Raw genomic sequence first — 16355 nt, forward strand, 5'->3', positions numbered from 1 at the left:
CGGACTGGGCTGTGAAGGCGTCACGCTCATGGCTTCCCCTCGCTGCTGTGCCGGTGGGTTCTGACACGAACGTAGGGCCGTCATCGGCCAACTCCCAAGCAGATTGCGCGAGTTTGCAGCAGGTCGATTGACTAGGTCGAACACCTCGCCGAGCATCAGATTGTCACGCAAACTCGCGCAAGGCAGCGGACGGGAGAGCGGCCATGAAGTTACGGTTCCTTGGCAAGAACTCCACCCCCGGAGACAGTCCCACCCTGTATGCCAGCGACCAGGACAGCTATGTCGTCCAGGGCTGGAAGGTCTACGCGAACGACCTGCTGATGCAGCTTGATGTCCCTGACGGACACACGGTCGTTGAGGTGCCCACCGAGCTCTTCGAGCACCTGACGAAGGACGGCTTGCCGTCCGCCGAGATCAAGAACTACGCGGCACCGATCATGCTCCTGACCGAGCAGGGAACATGCATCGTCCAGGGTCCGGAGATGCATGACGCGGAGGCCTTGAGTCAGATGCGCATGCCCGACTATGAAACCTGCATCGAGGTGCCGAAGTCCTCGATCACGGCCCTGCTGGAGGAGAACAGTGGACCTGATCACCAGCGCCCAGCGTGACGAGCTGTTCAACAGCTTCGAGCGGGATGCCTTTCACCTGGAGCTGAGGGACGACTACGGGTCCCCTGTCGAGGACACGCCCTACGCCCGTTGGCAACGTGGCGAGCCCGACGACTACGCCTGGCTCGATCCCTGGATGACGCTCATGAAGGGGGTCACCGGCGAGGGCAGGACGGTACGGCGGGTGCGCGTCATCTCCGAGCCGCACTCCCAATACGTCGGCTGGGAACACTCGTTGACGCACCTGAACCTGGAAGCCGGGGAGGACATCCGATGGATGCCACGCCACCAGCTACCCGAAGGCATCACCTTCCCCGTCGCCGGCAACGACTGGTGGCTGTTCGATGACCGCCTACTCGCCGTGGGCCACTTCGATCAGGACGGCAGGGTCCTCGGCTCCGAGCTGATCGAGGACGCGGAGACCGTGGCGGAATGCATCCGCGTACGGGATCTTCTCTGGACCGTCGCTACTCCACACACCGAGTACAAGCCCTGAATCATCCGTGAGCACTGAAGCACAGTCACAGCGAGAGGCCTTGGGTGCCCGGCTTCGAGGTTTCCGCAAGGATGCCGGGTTCTCGAGCGGCCGGGCATTCGCCCAGGCGACCGGTTGGGCGGAGTCCAAGGTCTCTCGGATCGAGAACGGACGGCAGAACGCCAGCGAGGACGACATACGCCTCTGGTGTGCCCTGACCGACAACCAGGAGCACGTGGGCGACCTGATCGCCACGGCCAGGCACATCGAGGAACTGTGGCTCGAATGGCGCCGGCAGCTCGCCACCGGTGCCGCGCCACGGCAACAGAAGGCCCTGCCCGTCTACTCCAAGACCAAGGTGTTCCGGATCTGGCATCCGACCCTGGTCTGGGGATCTCTACAGACTGCGGACTACGCGGCGGAAACTTTCAAGCAGGTGATCGAGTTCTACGGCATCCCGGACGACATGGATGCCGCCGTGGCGAAGCGTCTGGAGAGGCAGAAGTACCTCCACCAAGGTGACCGCATCTTCAACGTCCTGCTCGCCGAACAAGCGCTGTACAGCAACTTCGGCGGGCCGGACGTGATGATCGGGCAGCTCGACCGTCTGCTCGCCGTGATCGGCCTGCCGAGGCTGAGCCTTGGCCTGGTACCCAGGTCGGCACCCATGCACATCTGGCCCGGAAACTCGTTCTCGATGTTCGACGACAAATTGGTACTCGTGGAGACCTACTCCGCCGAGCTCTCTGTGACACAGCCCAGGGAAATCGCTCTGTACGCGAAGGCTTTCAAGCTCTTGAAGCAGTCGGCCGTCTACGGCGACAGGGCCAGGGCGCTCATCGCACAGGCGATCCAGCACCACGACCGGCACTAGCAACCAGGATGGAGAGGCAGCATGTCAGACGCCCCGAACTGGCGAACGAGCTCCTACACCGGCACCGAGAACTGTGTTGAAGTCGCTGATAACCACCCCAGCGTCGTCAGAGTCCGCGACAGCAAGAGGCGCGAAGGTCTCTCCCTGGACATTAGCCCTGCCAGCTGGCAGGCGTTCGCTGATTACGTCAAGTCCCAGACGCTATAGATGTCTGGCACCCACTCCGAGCATGGGACTGCATCGGTCGTTGCGTGAGTCCTGGCAGTCCCTTCAATCTCTCCCGTATAGGAGCTTGAGATCATCTCAAACGCCACTCGATGGCCTCGCGGATCGTCGGCACAGCCTGCTGGTCGAACCCCTCACTCAAGAGTCTGAATCGATGCAACTTGGGCGGATCTCCATCCTTGTATCCGGTTACTCTGTAGCCCTCAATGTGTCGGTTAGGATCCATCTCCACGTCGACTAGCCCGAATCGGCTGAGCATTCGATGGGACTCATATGCATCCCGGCCAAGCCCAAAGTGAAGAAGCCTTACATCGCCCGCAACAAACACCTGCTGCTGCAATCCGAAGTGCGCATGCAAGGACGCCAGCATCAGCAGAAATGCGAGCTCGCTATCTTCCAGTAGATGGATCCAACCGTTGAGGAACAGTCCAGCAGGCAATCCCAACAGGCCTCGTTGGTCCAACGGCACCGTGTAGCGATCGGTGTCACCTCCGTCAGACGGCGCCCCAGACTCCTGGAGCAACAGGAAGCCTTCGTACTTGCCCGTGGCGCTACGAAGGTTCGGTAGATGTACGAGCCGAAACTCGGGCTCAGCTAACCGCTTCAGAGCATGCTGGAGCTGCCGAATCTTCTTGTCCCGCACGCTGGCGTAACTCAATGCACCACCACCCTGCTGAGCGGTTGTAGCTATCAAGTCGACCCAACTCACGGATTTGTCCGTCGCGTTGAGGGGGAGATGGTTGCCGGGACGCGTGCCCGCACGGCCTGCTTGCGCAACGAAGAGACCAGTGAGGTACAGCTTCAACGCAATGCCGCGAGGCGACGACAGGCGGGTCGCAGGCGGCCTCTCGGCGAGTGACGGTAGTAGCCGATCTGAGGGTTCGCCCTGGACGTCCGCCGGCTCATCGCGGTACACGAAGCTTCTGCGGATCACCAGGTGATCCGCAACTGGGATTCTAGCGAACGCTCCACACGCGCGGACTACCTCGCCCTCGCTTCTCTCAAGCTTGACCTGGCGAGCCTCAAACCGCCTGCGTTCACTGGGAGATGGCGGGAACAGCTGAGGAAACGAAGAACTCAAAACGAGTTTGCCCCCTCTGATCTGAGCCTCTTGATCCGCCAGAGATGGGCTCCATTTAGTCAACCATGAGCACTCACTGGCGGATTAAGCCGTGCCCGAAGTCTACTCGCCTCGCCGAGGCGACGCGTGCATTCTCGTGTGCAGGAGCCCGGAACCACAGAACAGGTAAGGAAATTGAGCGGCCCCTGGCTGTCATCCAAAGGCCGCTCATCCGGTGCTCTATGTCTCATCACATACAGAGTTAGGAGACGCACCAGTGCCGAGAGTACGCACCGGAGGCGAGCCCGACGAGCCCGAGCGGCTGCCGCTTCGGTGGGCGGTGATCTTCGTGGCCGCAGCGGGGGCCACGGCATTCACCGCATTGGTCGCCGGTCCCGTTGTAGCCATAGGGGTCTTCTTTGCCGTGGCCGGGGGCTTGCATGTCATGGTGGCTTGACCGCCCCTGACGCGCGCAAGGCGCCCCGCTCCGGCAACATGCCGGAGCGGGGCGTGGGCTCATGAACCGGCCGCGAGCTGCCACGTGGCCGCGAAAGCTGCGACCGCAGCGGCCAGGGCCGCGATGATCTGCCAAGGCCATCGGTTGGCTTCGAGACGGCGAATGCGTTCCTCATGGTCGTCGAGTTGGTCAGTGATCGCGGCTATCCCGTCGAGCTTCCCTTCGATACGGCTGACGCTCTCGCGGAGACCGCGAAGTTCGCCGTACATCTCGGCGGCGGTGATGGTGACGACCGGAACGTCGTCGCCACTCACGGATTGAGTCCCCTCGGGGCGGCCCCCGCAGTGGCGTTGGCGGTCTCGGTGATGCCAGGGCCGCTGCTGCCCGTGGTGCCCGTGGCTATTGACGTGACGACCGAGAGGATCGCGGCAATACCGGCAAGAGCGATGCCTCGGCCCCAGGGGAGGGCGAGAACGTCGGCCGCGTCGAGGCCGAGGGCCGCGATGAGAGTCTGCGCGAAGGTGCGGACCGCTCGCTCGGTGGTGGCGAGCCAGAAGCTGGAGCTGTTGATGGTGACCATGGTGGATCTCCTGTTCAGCTGTAGACGGGGAAGGCGTGGCGAGTGCCGAGGGCGGTCAGGGACTTTCGGCCGGGGACGCCGTCGGCGTCGCTGCCGGAGTAGCCGAGGCGGCGCTGCCAGGCCGCGTATGCAGCGAGGGTCTTGGTGCCGTATGAGCCGTCGATCCACTTCTCGGCAAGCAGTCCCTCGGCGTGCAGTGCCTTCTCTACGGTGAGGACGCCGGTGCGGTAGCTGGTCTGGCCCTGAGGTGCGCTGGGATCGTCACGGGCCGCGGCGCGGATGCGGGCGAGGCTGACCGGAGATCCGACCGGCAGAGTCTGCGGGTGCGGCCCGCCGTCGGTGGTCGGCTCGCGCTTGAGGCGCTTGGCGATGTTGCTGCGCAGGGCGGTGATGCTGACGCCGCGCGGGTCGACCTTGGCACTGGTCCATTCCCGGTGGCCGATCACGGACTTGGCGGTCCACTTGTGGGCGCGGCAGATGGCGGCCGAAGTGCGCTCGACGGCCTCGACCTGGGCCGCGGGCCAGGGGTCGTTGCCGTCGCCGAGGTTCTCGCATTCGAAGCCGTAGAAGCGGGCGTTGCCGTCGGTGTTGTGCTGGTTCGGGCGCGGTGGGGTGCTGGCGTAGTTCTCACGCTGGACGGCGTGTAGAACGTCTGCGTCGCCGCTGCCTGCGTGGTTGGCCCGGCCGTGGCCGATGAGGTGGACGATGCCGTCCTTGGCGATGACGCCGTGGCAGAGCGGGCCGGGGAGGTCGGTGTAGCCGTCGTGGCAGATGCGGAGGGTGGCGTCCGTGCCGCGGGTGACCGTGTGGTGGATGACGATGCCGTTGACCGGTCCCCAGGGTCCTTTGTGGTTGCGGTTGTGGGTACGCCAGCCGTCGTGTTCCACGACGGTGACGCCCTCGGCACGCAGCACCCTGACCAGGGCATCGGCGGATAGAGGTGTGGCCATGTGGTGGGGCTCCTTCGGTTGGGTTGCTATTCGTCGGCCGCTGCGGCGGCCTCGTCGTCGGGCGGTGCAGGAAGCCGGCCGCGGAGTTCGCGTACGTCCTCTTCGAGGCGGCGGATGCGGTCAAGCAAGTCGGGCGGGATGACGGCCACTACTCGTCTCCTTGATCGGTGCCGGTTGCCGTGGCGGTGTCCAGGAGGAGCGAGGCGGTCTCTGGCTGGCCACGTTCGGGGGCGCGGGCGGTGAAGCCGACGACGCGGTACCGGCCGGCGAACCGGTTGGTCCATACGTCGGCGATGCGCAGGCGGATGGTGGCGCCGAGGACGGCAGGGGTCATGGCCGCGGCGTCGAGGTTCACGGTGATCTGGGGAACGGTCTGCCGGTTCCACGCCTCGCGCAGGTCCGCGGTGGCGTGCTCGTTCAGGACGGACGTGCTGGTGATGGCGGTGTAGTCGCTGGTGCCGTCAAGGCGGGGCCAGCCCTCCTCGATGGCGCCCGGAATGTAGAGAGCGCTGGACATCAGCGGGCGCTGGCTGGTCTTTCCGGACGCGCCGCGCGAGCGCCAGTGGGTGGCGCGAGTGGTGGCGTCGTAGGGGAAGCGGTACGAGGTGACGGGGCCGGGGAAGTTCAGGACCGTGTCATTGCCGGAGCTGGATGTGGTGATGCGCGGGTGACCGAGGTGGAGTTCCTTGATTCGTTCGCCGGCGGTGTCGCGGTAGCAACGGATGCGCCACTCAAAGCCGTTGTCCGTGGCGGCCAGCTTGTCGAGCAGGTCCCGGACCTTTGGCAGGTCGTAGCGCGAGTAGCTGCGGGTCCGCTCGATGCCGGAGGTCTGTCCGTCGTTGACGCGGAGGCCGATGTCGCCGCCCTCGGCGGACTGCACGAGGTCCATCAGGCGCCGGGCGATCGCGAGTTGATCGCTGTCGGTGGCGGTCAAGTCGGCGGTTAGGAGCCGGTGGTCCAGGTAGCTGTCGAAGGTCGCCGCTTGGATGTCTGCCTTGGCTGGCGTGCCGCGGGCGGTGGAAGTCAAGGCGCTGGTCCAGACGATGCCGCCCCACCAGATGGTGCGATCGCGCTCGATCCAAACCGCGGTGCGGCCGGGTATGACGGCGGTGGTGATGCGCTCGGCAGTGACCGCGTCGGGGGCGGTGAGAGTGCCGGACATGGTGCCGGTCTTGCCTATGTAGTCCTCGATGCTCACGCCGGAGATCGGGAAGGCGTCGCGGATCTGGTCGGTGCGCAGGTCACAGAAGAGTGCCCGGTAGGCGGAGGTCATGGGTGGCGCCTCCGTCCCTACTCAGAGCGGGTACATGACGCCGTGCAGGCTCAGCCAGGGCGGTGTGTCGCCGGCGTCGCTGATGACGACGCCCAGGCCGTTGCTGTGGAAGTCGACCTTGATGCTGAGGATCGAGCTCGTGGAGGCCGAGCAGGCGACGGACAGGGAGCGGAGTCCAGTGGGGCGGGCGGTGGTGGGTAGCGCGGTGCGCAGGAACTTGCCGTCGCCGCGTGGGGCGCCGCGGCTGTAGGAGAGGTTCATGCCGCCGCGCCATTGCACGAAGCGGGTGCCGAGTAGGTCGATGACGCGGTAGCGGACATCGCCGTTGCTGTTGCCGTTATGGCCGTAGCCGGTCGCGAGGGAGACCTTGGTCCAGCCGATGACCTCGGCGGCGAGGCCGGACCAGGTGGTGCCGGTGAAGCGTTGGAGGCCGGTGCCAGTGTCGCGGTATTGGCCGCGGTAGGCGCCGGTCACGCTGTAGGGGGTGATGCCGCCGACGGCGGTGGTGTATCGGCGTACGTCGGTAGTGGCGGCGGGGAAGTCGATGCCGCCGGTGCCGGCGGAGAGTCCGGCGGCGACCTGGACGCGGTAGAGCGCCAGGGCGCCGGCCGGGGTGGGCGGTGGTGTGGGTGCGGCGCCCGGGGTGCCGGGGATGATCTCGACGGTGGCGAAGGTCTGGCCCGAGCTGTCGTAGGCGGTGTCGTAGATCCGTAGGACCACGAGGTCGATGCGAGGGTTGGCGGGGTCGCCGTCCGCGAAGACCAAAGCCTCCGGGGCGGTGATCGCGACCGGGTAGGCGCCCTGCGGACCAGTGCCCTGGATGGTCGCACGGCCGGTCGCGAGGGTTGCGGTCATCGGGCCGGTGGCAGCGAGCTCGAAGGGGTCGCCTCCGGGGATGACGCCGGGCGCGGTGGTGAGTTCGGCGGCGGGCGTCATAGCGCCGAGTGGGGCGAGGCGGGTGTCGTTGCGGGTCTGTCCGCCGGCGGCGTCGCCGCGGTTGGTCAGCCACGCGGCCCGTACGGTCATGGTGCGGCTCCTGGGGGTTGGGGTTACCAGTAGGCGGAGCGCCAGAGCACGGTCAGGGCCCCGTTGGGGTTGAACTCGGCGGCGCGGAAGGTGAGCAGCGAGTCGCCGGGCGGCAGCGTGAAGGCTTGTTCGGGGGTGCTGCGGGCGGTCGCGGTGTAGAGGCGCGGCGCGGTGTCGTTGAGGGTGACGGTGCCGGCCTGGGTGTCGATGACCAGCCGGTCGGTGGCCGCGAGGGTGATGTCGTACTCCAGCGTGGCGCCGGTGGCCTGGTTAGTGACGGTGGGCCGTACGACTGGGCCGGTGATCGCAAGGACGGGGTGGGTGTCGGCGTCGCCGGTGTTGTCGATGAGGACGGCGCCGGGGGTGCCGGCGGAGCCGTAGTCGAGGTCCCATGCGACGCCGGGCGGTGGGTCGGTGGGATGCCAGTCGATACCGGGTTCCGGCTCAGGCAGTCCGGTGCGCGCGACCTGCTCCTCGACCTGGTAGCGGCGCGGGTCGGCGCACGTGAACTGGACGGAGCCGGTGGGCTTGCCCCAGGTGTAGGCGCGGGAGGCGGGCAGGGTGCGGCGGGTGAGCCGCGCCCACATCAGGCGCCGGGCCCCGGCAAGTTGGACGATGAGCGGTGACTCGTCTTGGCGTACGGCGGTGGCCGTGCGCAGCTCCTCGAGTACGCCCGGGAACCCGGTAAGGCCGTTGTCGGCGTAGATAAGGAAGTCGAAGACGAGGACGCGTGGCCCGGCAAGCAGCCAGCCGGGCCACGCGCCGTGTGCTGAGGGCATGGGGACGGTGGCGTCGTCGAGGTCGGGCAGGTCGTCCCAGCCGGAGAGCTGTCGGCCGTGGATGGGTGTGGTTTCGCCCATCAGGTAGGTGCCGAACTGGAGTTGTCCGTCCTGGGTGACCTTCACCTCGCCGAGCGGCAGTCGGGCCATGGGCTCACCCCCTTGCCTTGGCGAGCCAGGCGAGTTCGCGCGCGATGGCGGCTGGGCTCTGGTTCTGCTGGGCCACGAACGTGCCGATCGACACCGCCGAGCCGGATCGGTCTCCCGAGGCCGTGAACTCGGGCTGCATCGCCTCAAGTCGCGGGGTCACGGTGGGCCGGTAGCCGGCGACCTCGTCGGTGACCGCTCGCAGGCGGGCGCGCAGGTCGGGCACGGCGTCGGTGATGCCGTCGGTGAATCCGGCCATGACCAGGCGGCCGGCCGGGCGTAGGAGGACGGCGTCGCGCTTCGGCGGGCCCTTCCATGAGGTCAGGGAGTCGGTCAGTCCGCCGAGGGTGTCCTTGACGCTGCCGAGCATGCCCTTGATGCCGTCGATGAAGCCCTTGATCAGGTCCTTTCCGGCATCGATCAGAACCTTCCCGAGATCGCCGAGGGCTTTGCCGATGTTGCCGGGCAGGTCCTTGAACCACTGCTTCAGGTTCTCCCACTCCGCGCGCAGTCCAGCGGCGAACTTGATGAGTCCGTTGACGGCGGCGGTGCGCAGCCGTGGGCCGAACTCGCTGAGTGCGGACCAGGCTCGTCCGGGCAGGCCCGCGAGCCACTCGACGGCCGCGTTGATGCCGGTCGCGACCCATCCGCCGAAGCGGGCGAAGAGGTCGCGGAAGAACTTGCCGATGCCGGCGACCAGGTCCTTGGCGTGCTGCCAGGCGCCGGAGAAGTCGCCCCGCAGGAGGTCGGTGATCAGTCCGAGTGCGGGGATGAGGATGTTCGTCACGGCCGAGGCGAGGACGTCTGCGAAGAGGCCAGCGAGCTGGCCGACGACGGCGATGATCGGGGTGAGGATCGGCATCAGGGCGGACAGCACGTTGACCATCAGCGTCGTGAACGCCGCGATCAACGGGGTCAGGCCAACGAGGAGTTGCGCGAGGATCTGGCCGACCTGGGCCAGTGACGGGGCGAGCGCGGAAATGATCTGCGTCGCGATCATGACCAGGATCGGCGCGAGCTGTGTAGCCATCGCGAGGAACGGCGCTAGCAGAGCCGGGAGTTGAGCGAGGACCGGTTGAAGGGCGGTGCCGAGCGCTGAGACGAGCTGCCCGATGACGGGGCCGAGCGAGGCCAGGATCGGGGCGAGGGCGCCCGCGATCATGGTGATGACGTCGGCAACGATGGGCACGATGTCGGCCAGTACACCGGCGACCGCGGAGACCACCGGCGCGAGCCCGGTGCCCAGCGCGGTGATCAGGATTTCCAGCGCTGGGCCGATAGCTGCGAAGGCTTGTTGTAGTGGCCCAGCCAGGGCACCGACTAGCGAGGACAGCAGGGGTAGGGCGGCCTGGAGAGCGGCGCCGAGGACGCCGGAGATCACGCGCCCGGCCGAGGCCAGGGTCTCGAAGAGCCCGCGGAAGGCTTCCTGCGCCGCGTCGGTGCCGGTGACGTCGGCGAGGGTCTGGGAGACGGTGTTCAGGACGCCGAGGAACCCGGCGCCCGCGTCGGCGGCAGGGCCGAAGATGTTGCCGAGGGCCGTGCCGAGATTGCCGAAGGTGTCGAAGAGCTGCCGCACCTGGGCGAGGGCGCCCTCGATGCTGGCCTGCATGGACCCGGAGTTGAAGGCCCGGTCCATCTTTCCCGAGAGGCGTACGAGCGCGTCGTCCGCGCCCTTGGTGAGCCGTTCAAAAGCAGGCCCCGCAGCGGCGCCGATCTGCACCAGACCCTGGATGAGGACCGCGGGCGCCTTGGACAGGTTGCCGAGGCCCTTGTTGGCCGAGGTCATCGCCTCGCCCAGCGGGCCGCGGAAGGTGACCGCGGCGCTGGCGGTCTCCCGTGCCATCTGGTTCAGCGAGGTGGCAGCGCCAGTGAGCCCGATCTTCACCACCGGAAGAACGGAGCTGCCCAGCTCCTTCAAGCTGGCGCTCAAGTCCTTGAACAGCGCGCCCTGCACCGAGGAGCGCACGCCCTGCCAGGCGGGTGCCATGGCGCGCAACTGACCCACCGTGGCCTGAGCGGCGGGTGCCAGTTTCGCCAACGCGTCGGCATCGCCCTTGAGCGCCTCCGCCACCCCATTGGTGCCGATCTTGATGGCGGCGGTGGCGGACGCCATGGCGATCAGTCCGGTCGCGGCGACGCCGGCGGCGGGCGCCAACTGCACCAGTCCGGCGCCAAGTCCAGCCAGGTTCGGGATGGCGGTCAGGGCGGCGGCGCGCACGCTGCCGATGGCGCGCGCCACATTCGCCAGCGGCCGGCCAGCGCTGTCGCCGCGGCCGCCGAGTCCGCCGATGGCGGAGGTGACACGGCTCAGACCGGAACGGTCGACGTCGACGCGGACGGTGATGCGGTGGTCCCGCGTGAGCAGCGCGAGCTGGGCGCGGGCTGCTGCGTCGTCCAGGTCTACGTCAACGGTGGTGGTGCGGTGGCGGGTCAGCAGCGCGAGCTGGGCTTGGGCCGCGCCGTCATCGAGGTCCGCGCGCAGGTCGATCTGCCGCGGGCGAGTGAGCCGTTCGAGGCTGGACAGGACCCGGCTCGTGGCAGCGCGGTCGAGTACCGGAAGGATCGGCACCCGTACCGGGCGGTTGAGGCGTTCCAGCCGGGTGGCAAGGGCGCCGAGCGTGGCGGTGTTGAGCCGCGGCTCGACTGCTACCTCGATACGGCCGTCCAACGTGCCGGTCAGTGCGCGAAGTTCGGCAGCGAGGCGGGAGGTGTCGGCCTCGACCGGTACGCGTACCCGTGCCCGGGTGCTGGCCAGGGCAGTCTGCAGGTCGGTGCGGAAGGTCCGGGCGTCTGGGGTGACGGGGATGCTGACCCGGGTCTGGATGGCGCCGAGCTTGTCGCGCAGCTCGGCGCCGAAGCCACGGGTGTCCGGGGTGACGCGTACGGCTATCTTGGCGCGCTGCTCGATCCGGTCGAGGAACGTCTGGAGCGAGGTGGCGAAGCCGGAGGTGTCGGGCAGGACGCGGATGGAGAGGCGCTCGACTTCGCGACCTCCGGGTGATCCAGCCAACCCTGATCACCTCCTCGCCACGGGATCAGGGCGGCGCGCTGCGGTAGCGCTCCGGCAGGGGCTTAGCGAGGGGGTGTACTGAGAGGTCCAGCGGGCCGCGGCGCACAAAATGTGTGCCGGGTCGCGGCAGCGGCTTGGGGCGTGGGACCGGCTTACGGCTACCTGCCTGAGCGACGGTCCAGGCGGTGTGATGGGCAGCGTCGATGACGTGCGCGATCAGGTGGGCGTGCAGGTCCCAGCCGCGGTGGGCCGGGTCGCCGGTGAGGCTGGTGGCGAGGGCGGAGCCGGTGGGCAGGTGCTCGGCCAGATCCAGGACACGACGCGGGGCGAGCTGTCCGCGCCACACGTCGGCCAGGTCGAGGCCGTACCGATGCTGGAGATCAGCGCGAAGAGCGGCGCCGTGTCCTTCGCGGATCAGTTGGCCGAGCTGGAGGCTTCCGGGACCTGGGTGCCGTTCTGCCAACGCTCGATAAGGGTGACGAGCAACCCCAGAGGCCAGGTGGTGAGTTCGGCCTCAAGGGTCGTCGGGTCGTCGGCCACCAGGAGGAGCAGGCGCCGCATGGCACCGATGGCGGCGGTGAGGCGGTTGTCCGTGCTCGCTGTGTTGATCTCCTCAAGGAGCTGCTCGACGACGACGTAGTCGGCCTCGGCGAGCATCAGCGTGGAGCGCAGCCAAATGGCAGCACCGGATTCCAGGGTCAGGGGCAGTGCTTCATAGGTGATCTCGGCTTCGGCGCGCAGGGCGGCGATCGAGAGGGCTTCAGCCACGGTCGGGGTTCTCCATCACGCTCGCGGGGGTGGGCTGTTGGCGGTGGGTGATCAGGAGCCAGGGCCGGCGCCGAGGATCGCGGCCCATTCGCCGATCGCGCCGCCGAGGGCGGAGGAGCCCAGGAAGGTGCCGGTGATGGGGAAGGAGATGAACGCCTCGGCATCGAGGCTCACCGCGTCCGAGCCGAGCAGTGAGGTACGTGGGTGCCACAACGGTACGAAGTTCTGGCCGTCCACGATGATGAACAGCAGGGCGCGGACCTGGGGTTCGGGCCGAGCGGGGATACGGAAGGAGCCGTCCGGCTGCACGGCTTCCTCGCCGGCGCCGAAGTAGAGGCGGTAGGTGTCGGTCGACGCCTGGACCGACTGGAAGGTCACGGCGTAGGTGACGTCCGGGGAGGTCTGGCGGAGCTTGGCGTTCTGCCAGGAGCCGATCGTCTCGGGCTCGTCGCCATCGCGGGCGAACTCGGGGAGTTCGTCGCGGGAGGTGTGGCCGATGTTGGTCCAGCCGGGGCCAGGGTTGAGCGGGTCCGTGATGGCGGTGGGCTTCGGGGTGTCGGGGTCGGCAAGGTAGATATGGCCGGTCCCCGGGATGAGGGCGGCCTCGTCGATCAAGGGCATGGTGGGTCAGCCTCCAAGTGGGCGGACGGTCAGGTCGGGAGTAGCGGCCGGGCAGTGATCCGGTAGGTGGCCTGGAACCGGAACAGGTCGGCACCCGGGGTGGGGAAGGTGTCGCGGATCTCGGTGGGGCCGGAGGGTTCGGCCGCGAAGCGGGAGAGGTAGCCCTCGGCTTCGGGGTGGGCGAACTGGGCGGCGCAGGCGTCGAAGAGCACGGCCCGCACCTGCCGGGCCAGCCGGTGGGCGATGCGCCGCTCTGCGGCCGCACACTGCACATCCACTACGGCGGCATCCAGGCCGCGCGGATCGGGCGCGGCGCCGGCGACGCGGCGGGCCACGACGAGCGGGAGGCGCTGGGGCCAGTCGTCGGGCCACAGCGTGAACACGTTGGTTCCGCTGGGTAGTCCGGCGGTCAGGGCGGCGCGGACGAGTTCATCCACGTCGGGCAGGACAGCGGTCATGCCTGGCCCGCCTCGATGGCGTGGATGCCCTCGACCCAGCGGCCATTGGCCGCGGTGTGCCCGTAGTTGATGGACATGACCAGTGGATGGGCGATGTAGATGGTGGAGTCGGTGGTGTTCGACTCCACGCGCAGGGAGGCGCGCAGCCGTCCGGTGTGCACGTGTTGGTCGACGACTGCTTGTACGCGGGCGGCTCGGGCGTCTAGTTCGGCACGTACCGCGGCGCGTACGGCGGACAGGTGGGCGATGCGGGCGTCCAGGTTGCGGGAGGCGCGGGCCATGGGTTCCTCACCTTCTGCGGATCGTCGCGGTGTCGTGCCGGGTCCGCAACGACCCACGGCGGTGGGCAGGCTCACCGACCACCGCCCAGGTGCGGCCGCGCCAGGTGACGCGGGCCCAGGGGCCGACGGGCAGGGTGCGGGCGATGATCCGGTAGAGCGTGGCGTCGAGGTATCCGGGCTCGGGCTGCTCAGTGGAGGTAATCGGCTGGACGCGGCAGCGCACGGCGATGGGTGCACCTTCGGCACCGCGGGTTCCGTCCGGCAAGACAGGGCCAGCCGGATAGATGACAACCGTCTCGGGGCCGCGGTCCAGCAGGCTCATCGACACCACCAGTCGGGCGGCCAGACCGGGCCGGGCGGGTGCCGGTGCCGGCGGGGCGGGTTGGTGGGGGCGATGGTGAAGGCGCCGCGCCCAATGCCGAGCATGATCAGCTCGTCAGGGAGCAGTATCAGGAAGCCGGCCGCTGCCCGAGAGTCGAGTTGATAGGAGTAGTCGCCTTCGGTCTCGGCTCGGTAGCCATCGGGGTTGCGGGCCACACGGGCGACCATGGAAGCCTCGATGAAGTCCACGGTGGCCTGGGTGACTTGGCCGGAGGCGATGCGCCGGTCGAGGTCCGGGACGCGGGCGTACAGATACGTTTCCGCCTGGGTGATCAGGGCCTGAATCTGCGCGTCACCCAGTTCGGTGCCCTCGGGGAGCAGGGCTTTGACCTGCTCAACGGTCGCGGTCACTGTCCCCCCTTCGCCGGACGAAGGTTTCGACCGCGTCGGCCCAGGTCTTCAGGTCGCCCGCCGGGTCCAGCTCAGCAGAGCGTTCCAGGGCGCGGGTGGACGCGGTGGCGTAGGCGTCCAGCTCCAGCACGGAGGCAAGGACGGACAGCCAGGAGTCGAGGTCGTCCCGGTCGGCGAAGATCCCCGCGTGGCCGAGGGACTCGGTCAGTCCCGGGGTCGGGTGGGCAACAACCGGGATACCGGAGGCCATGGCCTCCACACCGACCCGACCCCAGGACTCATACGAGCTGGGCATGACCATCACACGGGAGCGGGCATACACCTTCTCACGCATGTCGTGGCCGGAGACGTGGTCGATGATCTCCAGGTTCGGCAATGGGTGCGGCGGCAGGATCTGGTCACCGTACGCGCCGAGCACGCCGAGGAACTCCGTCTCCGGCATCCGGGCCGCAATGCGCCAGAACAGGTCTCCGCCCTTGTCGGCGTTGAGGTTGACCAGCGTCACGCATTCCCCCGGCGTGGTGCGGTACTCCTCCGCGTACACCGGGGGTCGCACGATCGCGGTGTTCTGCGGGCGGGCGTGGTCGGCGAACTCGCCGTAGAAGACCTCGGCTTCGGCACGCATCCAGTGCGAGTTGTAGACGGCGAGGTCGACACCGGCGGCGTGCCGGAAGGTAGGCAGATGGGTGTTGTGGCAGATCGCGGCCATCGCCACCCCGTACTCGCGGGCCAGGGCGGCGACCATCGGCACGTTCTCCAGGTGGGAGACCAGTACGTCGGAGTCGCGGGCGTGGGCAGCGAAGTCGATGCGGGCCTGGAACGGGATGACCTGCACCCCGTCCAGGATGTAGCGGTGCGGGATCTGCCCGTACCGCGAGAGCCACACACTGACCTCGTGTCCACGCTCGACCAGGGCGCGAAGCATGGAGTGGAGCATCCATTCCCCACCCGCATTGTGGGCGGGCGGGTAGGCGTGCACCCGGGCCGTGATCCGCAGCGGGCGAGGAGTCGGCATTAGCTACCGCCACCCTTGGCAGTCAGGGTGACGAACGCCTTCGGGTTACCGACGACGAACCCGAAGTACGCCTCCGCCAGGATCAGAACCAGGTTCTCCTGGAAGGCGGAGTGCCACACACCATCCACGTCGACGTACCCGGCCTCGGTAGAGATCTTGATCGTGATATCCATGCCGACGCCGTACCTGCACTGGTCGAAGTCGCCGCCGATCAGGCGCAGTCCGGTGTCTCGGGCGCCGCTCTGGCGGATGACCTTGCCGGAGATGCCTCGGCTGTAAGAGAGCGGCAGGCCCACCAGGGAGCCTGATCCGACGGCGCCAATTCCCGGGGTGGTGGTGTCCACGAAGACCGGGCGGCCGTTGATGTCGGTGGCGAGCAGGAGGTCTGGGCGCAGCCGCGGGTCGCCGGCCCAGCCGGTGACGTCGTAGCCCTCGGAAGGATCCTCCGGGTCGTCGTCGCCGTCGACCACGAGCTTCATCCCGTTTACGAGGTCGGCCCAGATGCCGCCCTTGTTCTGCGGGGCAGTGCCGAGCTGCACGGTGTAGGGGGTCTCGGTAAGGAAGTCGGCGAACGGGCCGGGCCCGCCGGTGGGGGTCTTGCCGTGGATGGCGGCGAGGTCGAAGGCACGGGCCAGAGCCTTGGGCAGGTCCCGCTGGATTTGGGTATAGAGGCCGGCGGCGTTGCTGTTGGCGACCTCTTGGGAGATCGGCACCAGGCAGGCGACCTTCTCACCCTGCATGATCTTTGCGCCGATACCGGCGGTGCCCGTGGGCTTGGGCCCGCCCTCCTTGACCCAGCCCGCGGTCGGCAGGTCGAGCGGGACGGGGATAGCGGTCTGGGCTGTCATGGCCAGCGGCACTCGGTCGGCCAGGCGCATCACCGCGGACTCTTCGACCGCGCGGTCGAAGATCGGGGAGGTGATCTCCGGCGGTAGGAGTATCGGCTCGATCGCGGAGAGCTTGACGGGGGTTGCAGCCATATCTGGCCCTCACTTCATGGGGGTTCGCCGCGC

General features: G+C 68.0%; 22 protein-coding genes. 4 read left to right on the forward strand and 18 right to left on the reverse strand.

Annotation, left to right across the window (positions count from 1 at the left end):
* The first annotated feature begins 203 nt into the window (after window positions 1–203).
* From ABT367_RS22475 to ABT367_RS22490, 4 genes are read left to right on the forward strand one after another with little or no spacing between them, the layout of a single operon-like run.
* Complete coding sequence (locus tag ABT367_RS22475; protein ID WP_352254858.1) at window positions 204–611, forward strand: hypothetical protein; 408 nt, start codon at window positions 204–206, stop codon at window positions 609–611.
* A complete protein-coding gene (locus ABT367_RS22480) occupies window positions 583–1107 on the forward strand; it encodes a DUF6879 family protein (protein WP_352254859.1) in 525 nt (174 codons plus the stop codon). The genes ABT367_RS22475 and ABT367_RS22480 overlap by 29 nt, the downstream gene beginning before the upstream one ends.
* A gap of 7 nt (window positions 1108–1114) precedes the next feature.
* Complete coding sequence (locus ABT367_RS22485; RefSeq protein WP_352254860.1) at window positions 1115–1960, forward strand: helix-turn-helix domain-containing protein; 846 nt, start codon at window positions 1115–1117, stop codon at window positions 1958–1960.
* A 21-nt stretch (window positions 1961–1981) separates the two neighbouring features.
* The gene (locus tag ABT367_RS22490) at window positions 1982–2167 is read left to right on the forward strand and encodes a DUF397 domain-containing protein (RefSeq protein ID WP_352254861.1); all 186 of its coding nucleotides are present in this window, start codon (window positions 1982–1984) and stop codon (window positions 2165–2167) included.
* Between the two features lie 91 nt (window positions 2168–2258).
* Here the strand turns inward: ABT367_RS22490 and ABT367_RS22495 are convergent, their stop codons facing one another.
* The 18 genes from ABT367_RS22495 to ABT367_RS22580 all read right to left on the reverse strand — a co-directional run bounded on the left by ABT367_RS22495 (window position 2259) and on the right by ABT367_RS22580 (window position 16322).
* A complete protein-coding gene (locus tag ABT367_RS22495) occupies window positions 2259–2894 on the reverse strand; it encodes a hypothetical protein (protein ID WP_352254862.1) in 636 nt (211 codons plus the stop codon).
* Between the two features lie 867 nt (window positions 2895–3761).
* On the reverse strand, window positions 3762–4016 hold the full coding sequence (locus ABT367_RS22500) for a hypothetical protein (protein ID WP_352254863.1): 255 nt from the start codon (window positions 4014–4016) through the stop codon (window positions 3762–3764).
* Window positions 4013–4282 (reverse strand): holin, encoded by a 270-nt coding sequence (locus tag ABT367_RS22505; protein ID WP_352254864.1) that lies wholly within the window; start codon window positions 4280–4282, stop codon window positions 4013–4015. Before ABT367_RS22505 ends, ABT367_RS22500 begins: the two co-directional genes overlap by 4 nt.
* A 14-nt stretch (window positions 4283–4296) precedes the next feature.
* Window positions 4297–5232, reverse strand: a complete 936-nt coding sequence (locus ABT367_RS22510; protein ID WP_352254865.1) for an N-acetylmuramoyl-L-alanine amidase — start codon at window positions 5230–5232, stop codon at window positions 4297–4299.
* A 26-nt stretch (window positions 5233–5258) separates the two neighbouring features.
* Window positions 5259–5381: a hypothetical protein gene (locus ABT367_RS22515; RefSeq protein WP_352254866.1), complete on the reverse strand. Its 123-nt coding sequence runs from the start codon at window positions 5379–5381 to the stop codon at window positions 5259–5261.
* Window positions 5381–6505, reverse strand: a complete 1125-nt coding sequence (locus ABT367_RS22520; RefSeq protein WP_352254867.1) for a hypothetical protein — start codon at window positions 6503–6505, stop codon at window positions 5381–5383. Before ABT367_RS22520 ends, ABT367_RS22515 begins: the two co-directional genes overlap by 1 nt.
* Window positions 6506–6526: 21 nt before the next feature.
* A complete protein-coding gene (locus ABT367_RS22525; protein ID WP_352254868.1) occupies window positions 6527–7531 on the reverse strand; it encodes a hypothetical protein in 1005 nt (334 codons plus the stop codon).
* Between the two features lie 23 nt (window positions 7532–7554).
* Complete coding sequence (locus ABT367_RS22530; protein ID WP_352254869.1) at window positions 7555–8460, reverse strand: phage distal tail protein; 906 nt, start codon at window positions 8458–8460, stop codon at window positions 7555–7557.
* A 4-nt stretch (window positions 8461–8464) separates the two neighbouring features.
* Window positions 8465–11467 carry a phage tail protein gene (locus ABT367_RS22535; RefSeq protein ID WP_352254870.1) on the reverse strand — a complete coding sequence of 1001 codons (3003 nt, stop codon included), beginning with the start codon at window positions 11465–11467 and terminating at the stop codon, window positions 8465–8467.
* A 25-nt stretch (window positions 11468–11492) separates the two neighbouring features.
* Window positions 11493–11930, reverse strand: coding sequence for a hypothetical protein (locus ABT367_RS22540; protein ID WP_352254871.1), 438 nt, complete (start codon window positions 11928–11930; stop codon window positions 11493–11495).
* Window positions 11882–12235 (reverse strand): phage tail assembly protein, encoded by a 354-nt coding sequence (locus ABT367_RS22545; protein WP_352254872.1) that lies wholly within the window; start codon window positions 12233–12235, stop codon window positions 11882–11884. The genes ABT367_RS22540 and ABT367_RS22545 overlap by 49 nt, the downstream gene beginning before the upstream one ends.
* A gap of 51 nt (window positions 12236–12286) precedes the next feature.
* A complete protein-coding gene (locus ABT367_RS22550) occupies window positions 12287–12856 on the reverse strand; it encodes a hypothetical protein (RefSeq protein WP_352254873.1) in 570 nt (189 codons plus the stop codon).
* 29 nt (window positions 12857–12885) lie between these two features.
* Window positions 12886–13314, reverse strand: coding sequence for a phage tail termination protein (locus ABT367_RS22555; RefSeq protein ID WP_352254874.1), 429 nt, complete (start codon window positions 13312–13314; stop codon window positions 12886–12888).
* Window positions 13311–13595, reverse strand: a complete 285-nt coding sequence (locus tag ABT367_RS22560; RefSeq protein ID WP_352254875.1) for a DUF5403 family protein — start codon at window positions 13593–13595, stop codon at window positions 13311–13313. Before ABT367_RS22560 ends, ABT367_RS22555 begins: the two co-directional genes overlap by 4 nt.
* Before the next feature lie 7 nt (window positions 13596–13602).
* Window positions 13603–13818, reverse strand: coding sequence for a hypothetical protein (locus tag ABT367_RS22565; protein ID WP_352254876.1), 216 nt, complete (start codon window positions 13816–13818; stop codon window positions 13603–13605).
* A 95-nt stretch (window positions 13819–13913) separates the two neighbouring features.
* Window positions 13914–14327: a Gp19/Gp15/Gp42 family protein gene (locus tag ABT367_RS22570; protein ID WP_352254877.1), complete on the reverse strand. Its 414-nt coding sequence runs from the start codon at window positions 14325–14327 to the stop codon at window positions 13914–13916.
* Window positions 14311–15342, reverse strand: coding sequence for a glycosyltransferase family 4 protein (locus ABT367_RS22575; protein WP_352254878.1), 1032 nt, complete (start codon window positions 15340–15342; stop codon window positions 14311–14313). Before ABT367_RS22575 ends, ABT367_RS22570 begins: the two co-directional genes overlap by 17 nt.
* On the reverse strand, window positions 15342–16322 hold the full coding sequence (locus ABT367_RS22580; RefSeq protein WP_352254879.1) for a phage major capsid protein: 981 nt from the start codon (window positions 16320–16322) through the stop codon (window positions 15342–15344). Before ABT367_RS22580 ends, ABT367_RS22575 begins: the two co-directional genes overlap by 1 nt.
* Between the last annotated feature and the right edge of the window lie 33 nt (window positions 16323–16355).

The sequence above is a fragment of the Streptomyces mesophilus genome (assembly GCF_040300965.1).
GTDB lineage: Bacteria > Actinomycetota > Actinomycetes > Streptomycetales > Streptomycetaceae > Streptomyces > Streptomyces mesophilus_A.

What these genes read in the sequence shown, in the direction of transcription:
- ABT367_RS22555 (WP_352254874.1), bottom strand. Translation starts at nt 13,314, where the DNA reads ATGACCGCTGTCCTGCCCGACGTGGATGAACTCGTCCGCGCCGCCCTG.
- ABT367_RS22510 (WP_352254865.1), bottom strand. Translation starts at nt 5,232, where the DNA reads ATGGCCACACCTCTATCCGCCGATGCCCTGGTCAGGGTGCTGCGTGCC.
- ABT367_RS22475 (WP_352254858.1), top strand. Translation starts at nt 204, where the DNA reads ATGAAGTTACGGTTCCTTGGCAAGAACTCCACCCCCGGAGACAGTCCC.
- ABT367_RS22560 (WP_352254875.1), bottom strand. Translation starts at nt 13,595, where the DNA reads ATGGCCCGCGCCTCCCGCAACCTGGACGCCCGCATCGCCCACCTGTCC.
- ABT367_RS22490 (WP_352254861.1), top strand. Translation starts at nt 1,982, where the DNA reads ATGTCAGACGCCCCGAACTGGCGAACGAGCTCCTACACCGGCACCGAG.
- ABT367_RS22550 (WP_352254873.1), bottom strand. Translation starts at nt 12,856, where the DNA reads ATGCCCTTGATCGACGAGGCCGCCCTCATCCCGGGGACCGGCCATATC.
- ABT367_RS22505 (WP_352254864.1), bottom strand. Translation starts at nt 4,282, where the DNA reads ATGGTCACCATCAACAGCTCCAGCTTCTGGCTCGCCACCACCGAGCGA.
- ABT367_RS22520 (WP_352254867.1), bottom strand. Translation starts at nt 6,505, where the DNA reads ATGACCTCCGCCTACCGGGCACTCTTCTGTGACCTGCGCACCGACCAG.
- ABT367_RS22575 (WP_352254878.1), bottom strand. Translation starts at nt 15,342, where the DNA reads ATGCCGACTCCTCGCCCGCTGCGGATCACGGCCCGGGTGCACGCCTAC.
- ABT367_RS22580 (WP_352254879.1), bottom strand. Translation starts at nt 16,322, where the DNA reads ATGGCTGCAACCCCCGTCAAGCTCTCCGCGATCGAGCCGATACTCCTA.
- ABT367_RS22525 (WP_352254868.1), bottom strand. Translation starts at nt 7,531, where the DNA reads ATGACCGTACGGGCCGCGTGGCTGACCAACCGCGGCGACGCCGCCGGC.
- ABT367_RS22530 (WP_352254869.1), bottom strand. Translation starts at nt 8,460, where the DNA reads ATGGCCCGACTGCCGCTCGGCGAGGTGAAGGTCACCCAGGACGGACAA.